Genomic DNA, 7,293 nt, shown 5'->3' on the forward strand with positions numbered 1-7,293 from the left:
AATTACCGAATTATCCCTCAATGATAAACTTAATTCTACCTTTTTGGGGTTCTTTCACATTATTTAACACTTGAATTACTTCTAATGGTAATACCTCAATCACTCCTGTATCTAGTTCATTGCGCGAAAGTCGATCCAAACGCTGAAATTGAGTTGCTTCAACCCGAACCACATTCTGAACCTGTAAAGCACGAGCGATAATTTGACTCAGATAAAGGGGGCGACCTAATTTAAACCTATCTGGGGAAAAAAATCCTTTTTCTCCATCGGGAAAAATGACCGAACTAAAAGCCAAATTTAAGATACCTAATACCTGATTCGGCACAGTATGAGGCTTAATATACACCTTGAGGGTAATGGCGACTGGCACAAATTGTGCGCCCTTTATCACTAAATCTGTGCCAATTATTGCCCAAGGAGTCAAATAATCCTTAATTTCTGCTGCAAATGCTGAATCTACAGATCGCCCTTCATGACGAAGAACATAGATAAAGAGAGTATTCCAACTACCTGTCCATTTACGAATAGCGATGGCTTGCATAACATCAGGATGGGTTTCGGTTCTTGCTGCATGGTCTGGCTCGGTGACACAACGTTTTTGAGTATAAAAAACCACTGGTGCATTCAGACGAATTTCTTCAAGAGATTCAGGTTCTTCCCCCCCTTGGGCAGGCATCGGATTACGAATACCTATAATGTTAAGATCATCAGTTACAATAGTTGTAATAGTTTCTTGACCCACATTTCCTTGAATGCCATTTCCTAACCGATAAATAGGCTGAAATTGATGCCCAATGGGGGGTAGTTTGCCAAGTTTACCGTCGCCAAACCGTAGATAAATTAAACCATCTTCTTCCATTTCTAAAACGAAATCTTGGCTAAACGGATTACTGGCAAGTAAATCTCTTTGGGCGATCCAAATATTACTATTTCCAATTATTTTAGGAGGAAGAAATGGGTAAAGTCCTCCTAATTCTTGCAAGAGAATGGCAGGAGTTGCCTGATGCGGTTTTTGTTCTAAGGTTTTTTTAGCTGATTGTTTCTTGGCGATATTAGACTGAAAAAGAACTCGAAACGTTAGCGATCCACTCGGACAGAAATGAGGGCGATATTTTCCCTGTTCTGGAACGATATCTAGGAGCTTATCATTATCAATGGTACAGCCATGATCTGCCAGAACAATATTGCCTCTAACCACTGTGCAATCCTGTTGATAACATCCCTCGTTTGTTAAGCTGGACACAACCAAATCAAAAGGTAATCTATCTTCTAGCATCCATTCAATTTCAGTTATTTCTTGAGAGTAAAGTTCATCATAACTCAGTTGAGGTTTTTGGCTTAATCTTACCTCATGACGATGTTGAAGGTTAGCATCTTTAGCTAAACCAGTCTGGGGATTAATAACTTCCTCAAAAATCAAAATATCTCCCTGTTGCAAGTTAGAAAAATGTCCTTTTAAAGTCGCTTTAGTTGTTCCTTTTTTTAGGGAAAGTTGAAGACTTCCACCAGTATAAAAATACATTTCATTATGTTGAACATAAAGGGAGACTGTTTCCATCGTTTCAAACACTTGCTCTGAAGGATTAGCCTGTTGAATACGTTGCTTATATTCATTAAATAAAATTCGTTTAGGGGCGGGTTGATTGTGTGTCAATAGGGGTGTTCCAATCGGTAAAACAGTATTTCCCGTTACTTGTACTTGTACCCAAACCCTAGCATTACATCCTTCTGATACCTGATAATCTAGTAATCTAGCATGACGAGTTAAAGAAAGCCTCCGTCGCGCTGTTCCTAAATAGCTTTCCGTAGCAACAGCATCTTGATAATAACTGAGATAATCAGCTACATAAGCGAGTAAATCAACTAAGACAATCCCTAAATCAGCTTCGTGACGTTCTTGCCATTGGGGGAGTAATAACGTTAAATAATCTAGCATTAATTGCCGAAAGCTTTGATAATCTTTAGCTAAATAATTAATTTCAATAGGTAATTGTAAAGGTGGTGGTAAATCAGTAGGAGACTGAGGATCAATCGGAATTATGTTATCTGGCCATAAACTAAAAGGTAATTGAGATAACGCCGAGTCTAAATACTCGATATCGATTAATGTGAGAAGGTAAAAACCGAGCCAGTCCTCATTTTTCGTGGTTAAATTTAGTTCTAATTGTACATGATTTTTAATGTAACTCACTGACTCAACTTTTAAAGGTGCTAAATTTTTCTGTAGTGTTTTTATTTGAAAATTAGCGGGAGTCAAATTAGGGGGAATATGTTGCTTATTGGAATGCTCAGGAGAAGGTGAAACAAAATAAGCTCTTAAATACCATTGTTGTTCTTGTTGCTCTATTTCAAGAAAATCCAGTCCGATTAAGTTAGGATGTTGACTAACATTTAATCGACGTTGTAATCGTATATAAGAACTAAATTTATCGGTCATTTCCATTGACGATTTCCCCTCAACATTCAAATTTAACTCGATACCGTTCTTGACTAATCAGAACAGCATACTCAATCAAAATTGTTACCTTAGAGTCCTCGTTCTTAACCTCTACTGTTGCCACCTGAATGACATCTCCTAGCCACTGACTAAGGGCAGCTTGTACCATCGCTTGAGTAACGGCTACCATTTCCGTATTATTAGTGGTAAAAACTAATCGTTGCAACCCACAACCAAAGGATGGCAAATTAACCCTTTCTCCCGGCATGGTAAAGAGAATTTGTTCGATCATTTGATAGATATGTTGATTGTAGTCGGTGGTGGCGACTAAACCTTGATTATTGAGGTTAAAAGGGAAGGCAATTTGCATATTTTTTGTTAATGTTTAACTTCATTAGGTTTAATCTAGTTTCACCTTTTAAAAGGTTAGGACTTATGAGCTATTCCTATCGGTAAAGTGGGCTGTGCAACGTAACAAAACTCTAAATAATATATCATACTAAATCCGTTGAGTATAAGCTACTTATGAGGACAGGCACTCATGCAAAAGGGGAAATGAATAATCAGTCTTTAATAACCGGATTTAGTATCAAGTTTTGATTTTCGTAAGTTATGCTGTATTTTAAGGAGATTTACGTTAAATAAAGAGGACTTGCTGACCATCAACCAATAAATCTCCTGTTACCTCGACTAAACCTGTGATAGCAATACCAACCGAAGTAATTTCAGTCGCACCGACCGCCGTAATCGCTACATCAGCCCCCCCTGTAACTTCTACCGCTCCCCCTGCTTCTATTGACACATCAGCCCCCCCTGTAACTTCTACCGCTCCCCCTGCTTCTATTGACACATCAGCCCCCCCTGTAACTTCTACCGCTCCCCCTGCTTCTATTGCTATATCTGCACTGGCGTTTATTTGTGCTGCTTCGGTGGCTGTTACCGTCACATCACCCGAATTTATTAAAATGGCTTCTTCGTTTAGAGTTAGGGTTGATTCAGGAATTTCTGAGGTAATGGCCGCTTCTGTCATGGAAATCGTACCGGGAGGAAATTCGAGGGTAATTCCTTCTTCTGTGACTAATTTAATGATGGCAGGGACAGCATTAATTTCAATCCCTGTGGAATTAAAAACCATTTTTAAGGGAGTCGCCACAGCTTCAGGGGAACATTCTAAAGTAAAGCCTCCCACTTCCGGCAGATCATTGAGTACCATCTTGATAAATTCGGTTTTAAATATCTTAGTTGCAGGATTAGGCAATTCTTCGGAACTCCTTGGTACTTGACCTTCATCCCAAAAACAGCCCACCCATATAGGATAATTAGGATCGCCTCCTTCAAATTCCAGCCAAACATTAGCCCCAACAGGGGGAATAGCGTAAAACCCAACGCCTGGACCCGCATAAGGAGTACAAGGCAAAGCCCAATTTAACTTAGATCCATAAACCACCGCAACTTCTGCTCGAATTCGTCCTAATCCTAACGGATCTTCATTATCTAGCACGATTCCTCGATACTTACCATAAAAACGCTGCCCGCCATCAGAGGACGCAGCATCTGCATTATTCGTCGGGTTGGAACGGGGAGAACAATTGCCATTCATCATAAATTAAACAGAATTAAATTAAGATTAGGGTTGAACAAAATTCGTCAGACTTCCTAGACCAGAACGGGTCAGAGTAAATTGTTGTTGGTAGTTCCCCCGTGCGATCTTGTGGGTAACACTTTGGACATAATATTGACCATCATAGCTATGACCGACACCTCGAACGCCCACAATACCAGGGGCTTGCAAAATATGCCCGTAACGGAGAGTATTCAATTGTCCTTGAGCAACCACGACGTTATCTATAGATAAATCGGTAATCGCTTGGGCTTTTGCTAAAGCATCTAGGGGACCAAGACGGGGATCTGTAAATTGTTGGGTTCGTATAAAGGGGAGAGACAGTTCTAAGGGTTGCAGTTCGGACTGAGATAGGGGCGTTCGGGTACTATTGGTAGTAACAATGGGGATGTCTTCTGATAATTCGGGTTGAAGGGGGTCGGACTGGGCAAAACCATAGACTAGGGTGGGTGATAGAGCATCATAGCAAAAGTTAATCGATTCTACATTGGTCGCAGGTCCCATGTCCACAGTCATAGCGGGTTGTGGGTTTCCTGTGCGTAAAGGCGGACCCCAATAAGCAATATTGCTCAAGAAAGTTGGCCCTGGTCTCATATAAAAAAGATAGCCGTGTCTGGCGGCTAATTGCTGAAGATAGGCGCGATCAGTGGCATTTTGTTGGGGAACCCAATCCACTTGTAGCGATTGATAAGGGGGTAACGTAGCAGGAAATATTTCGGGAATAATTAAACCGAGTAAAGGAATATATTTGGCGAGAATTAATTCAACAATTGCGATGTGTCCCAAATTGGGATATTCGGTAGAGCATTCATACAGATCCATGACAATGCTGACATCTTCCCCTGTCACCGATAACATAGCTGCCCCAAATTCTTGAGAGTGAATTAATTCTTGTTGGGTAATAAATCCATCTATTAAAATACTCGGTGTTCCGTTAAGTGTGATGGTCAGAATTACTCGATTTTTTGGGGTGAGGAGGGGACTTCTCAATAACTCATAATCGGTACTTAGTACTTTGGTTCGGTCAGCATGAAACAATAATTGAAACTTCGACGGACTTTGATCGCTTTGAGTAATCTCGACACTTTGCAGGGATTCAGCAATAAATTGGGGCGCAGGACTGGGACGATTTTTTCCTAATGCTAATCTTAGCGTAATACCTGTTCCCGTCATGATTATTCTCCAGGTACTTGGGGAATCGTAACTTTTAAAATGCGTCCTGGACGTTCAGTCAAATCTATGGGATTCATCCCATTATTCGCATCCGCAATCCGCCAAAATAACAGGGGATTACCTAAAGTTTTGGACGCAATAATATCTAACCGATCACCATCATTAACCTTAACATTCGTGAGAAAGGGTAAATCTTGACCTTGGGGAAGAAAACGACGGCGTTTATAAATAATTTCCTGCCCAGTAGAACTCGTATATCGAGCATCGGCAATAGCATAATAGCGACTGGTATGATCAAACATTTAGACTTAAAATCCTCCTCAATTTCAATGGTTTATCTAAGTTGATTGATATTCACTCCCAACATCTGACTGGAAGTAGTAATAGCACTACTAGACATAGATTGTAAGATATTTTGATAGGCACTAAATTGATGGTATTGAGGGTTAGAAGAACTCAAATCTGAGTAGTTTAACACTCGCATACTCAAGGAAACCGTCGCTCGAATAGGATTGAGGCGAGCATCAAACAATTCTTCCACAATTGTATAGTTATTGATTCTCACAGGAAGCACCCTCTGAGGCCCCCAAACCAAGTAAATATCAGGAGAGGTCAAAGATGCTACTTCTAGCGTGCCATTTGCTAGTAAAGATTGATTCTTTTGGACTTGATTAAGGGAAGGAAAAGCTAAAAGTTCTAAGGCGGCTAAATAAGGATAAATGCCTAATTGAACTGTAATCGGATCATCGTGGCACAGTTTATCGGAAGCATCTAACTGGATATCTATGTTGATTATTTCAACGGGTGCGCCTGTATAGCGGATGGCAAGAGAACGGTTATTTTCCTCACCTCCTGCCATTTGGGGTTCTAAGGATCGTTGCAAGCGACTCGGATTATATTGAAAAGGAATGACTTGCGGTGTCGTACTATCAGGATTAACAAAGACTAAGGCACCGCTAAAAATACGAGGACCGCGCAAACCATTGACAGAAATCATAACAATTATCGCCTTAGTTAGTTAATTGATTAAAATACTACATCCGATCATGTCTGTGGGGTAATTCACGACTGAGAATCTATTTTACGAATGAGCCACTGTACAATCCCATTCAAATTATCATTATGGGTAGTATTTTTATCAATACTAATACCATGAACTTGTTGACGCACCCCTTGTTGAGTCATTTGATATCCTCGAACAGCAACATCAGGAACAATACTCAAGGAATGCCAATAGTATTGAAATTTGAGATCCTTGTATAATTCTGAACTGTTTAAAATAGAATTAGCCCCTACATACAAACCAGGTAGATAGCCAGCTTCGTTTACTTGATCGAACCAATTGTTGCAGTAATTTACTACGTCTTGGACAGTTGCCTGTGGATCAATTCCCTCTAAGTCTAACCAGACATTGACTTTAGCGGGAAACCCGACTGTTTTGGCGTTTTCGACGGCTGCTTTACCATGGTTTTCCCCCAGTGTGGCACTTGGTGTCCAACCTTTATAAAGCACGTGTTGGACGGGCATCAAAGCTAACCCGGCATTTAGAATGGCATCGGCTTCACCGTTGGTTAAATCTTTGGTAGTTTCTTGGGAAAGGGAAAGATAGCGTAAGCAGAAACGATAACCGCTTTGATAAAATAATTTCGCCTTAGCTAAGTCTAGTATATAATCGGTATCAAATCCAGTTTCTCCCGCAGAGGCTGATTCGACTATTCCAGTTAAGGTTGTCATCTGTCTAACGAACTAAAGGTTATATGTTGAATCTTAGCAGCAAAATTTTTGGTTCTTCTCGACTTTGTGTGATAATTTTTACTTATGGAATCGTTAAGTGCTTATTGGGCAAGATTTAGGACTATTTTGCCGAAAAAACTCTCAGTATAGACCTCGTTTCCACACAGAAACCAGAAGAGCCGATAAAATCGTCCATCAGTGGGAGCATCTCATTTATACAAGTTAGTAATTATACTTATCACTAAAACCGGTTTCTAGCAAGGCTTTCAAAATAGCTTGACATAAAAACCTGATTTAGGGGTTACAAAGTGAGATGCTCCCCTAGTAA

Annotated in this window: 7 protein-coding genes; all 7 read right to left on the reverse strand. The window is 40.2% G+C overall.

The window, feature by feature from the left end:
• Positions 1-10: 10 nt before the first annotated feature.
• The 7 genes from MICAI_RS04945 to MICAI_RS04975 all read right to left on the reverse strand — a co-directional run bounded on the left by MICAI_RS04945 (position 11) and on the right by MICAI_RS04975 (position 6,965).
• The gene (locus tag MICAI_RS04945) at positions 11-2,437 is read right to left on the reverse strand and encodes a baseplate J/gp47 family protein (protein ID WP_157221724.1); all 2,427 of its coding nucleotides are present in this window, start codon (positions 2,435-2,437) and stop codon (positions 11-13) included.
• A gap of 19 nt (positions 2,438-2,456) precedes the next feature.
• Positions 2,457-2,807: a GPW/gp25 family protein gene (locus MICAI_RS04950; protein ID WP_008198656.1), complete on the reverse strand. Its 351-nt coding sequence runs from the start codon at positions 2,805-2,807 to the stop codon at positions 2,457-2,459.
• 267 nt (positions 2,808-3,074) lie between these two features.
• The gene (locus tag MICAI_RS26285; protein ID WP_008198659.1) at positions 3,075-4,040 is read right to left on the reverse strand and encodes a phage baseplate assembly protein V; all 966 of its coding nucleotides are present in this window, start codon (positions 4,038-4,040) and stop codon (positions 3,075-3,077) included.
• Between the two features lie 24 nt (positions 4,041-4,064).
• Positions 4,065-5,231 carry a hypothetical protein gene (locus MICAI_RS04960; protein WP_008198661.1) on the reverse strand — a complete coding sequence of 389 codons (1,167 nt, stop codon included), beginning with the start codon at positions 5,229-5,231 and terminating at the stop codon, positions 4,065-4,067.
• A 2-nt stretch (positions 5,232-5,233) separates the two neighbouring features.
• Positions 5,234-5,533 (reverse strand): hypothetical protein, encoded by a 300-nt coding sequence (locus MICAI_RS04965; RefSeq protein WP_008198664.1) that lies wholly within the window; start codon positions 5,531-5,533, stop codon positions 5,234-5,236.
• 32 nt (positions 5,534-5,565) lie between these two features.
• On the reverse strand, positions 5,566-6,228 hold the full coding sequence (locus MICAI_RS04970) for a hypothetical protein (RefSeq protein WP_008198666.1): 663 nt from the start codon (positions 6,226-6,228) through the stop codon (positions 5,566-5,568).
• 65 nt (positions 6,229-6,293) lie between these two features.
• Positions 6,294-6,965, reverse strand: coding sequence for a DUF1906 domain-containing protein (locus tag MICAI_RS04975; RefSeq protein WP_008198667.1), 672 nt, complete (start codon positions 6,963-6,965; stop codon positions 6,294-6,296).
• Positions 6,966-7,293: the final 328 nt, after the last annotated feature.

Origin of the sequence: Microcystis sp. T1-4, assembly GCF_000297435.1 — a bacterium.
Taxonomy (GTDB): Bacteria; Cyanobacteriota; Cyanobacteriia; order Cyanobacteriales; family Microcystaceae; genus Microcystis.

Coding starts and splice junctions, on each gene's coding strand:
- MICAI_RS04945 (WP_157221724.1), bottom strand. CDS start 2,437: ATGACCGATAAATTTAGTTCTTATATACGATTACAACGTCGATTAAAT.
- MICAI_RS04950 (WP_008198656.1), bottom strand. CDS start 2,807: ATGCAAATTGCCTTCCCTTTTAACCTCAATAATCAAGGTTTAGTCGCC.
- MICAI_RS26285 (WP_008198659.1), bottom strand. CDS start 4,040: ATGATGAATGGCAATTGTTCTCCCCGTTCCAACCCGACGAATAATGCA.
- MICAI_RS04960 (WP_008198661.1), bottom strand. CDS start 5,231: ATGACGGGAACAGGTATTACGCTAAGATTAGCATTAGGAAAAAATCGT.
- MICAI_RS04965 (WP_008198664.1), bottom strand. CDS start 5,533: ATGTTTGATCATACCAGTCGCTATTATGCTATTGCCGATGCTCGATAT.
- MICAI_RS04970 (WP_008198666.1), bottom strand. CDS start 6,228: ATGATTTCTGTCAATGGTTTGCGCGGTCCTCGTATTTTTAGCGGTGCC.
- MICAI_RS04975 (WP_008198667.1), bottom strand. CDS start 6,965: ATGACAACCTTAACTGGAATAGTCGAATCAGCCTCTGCGGGAGAAACT.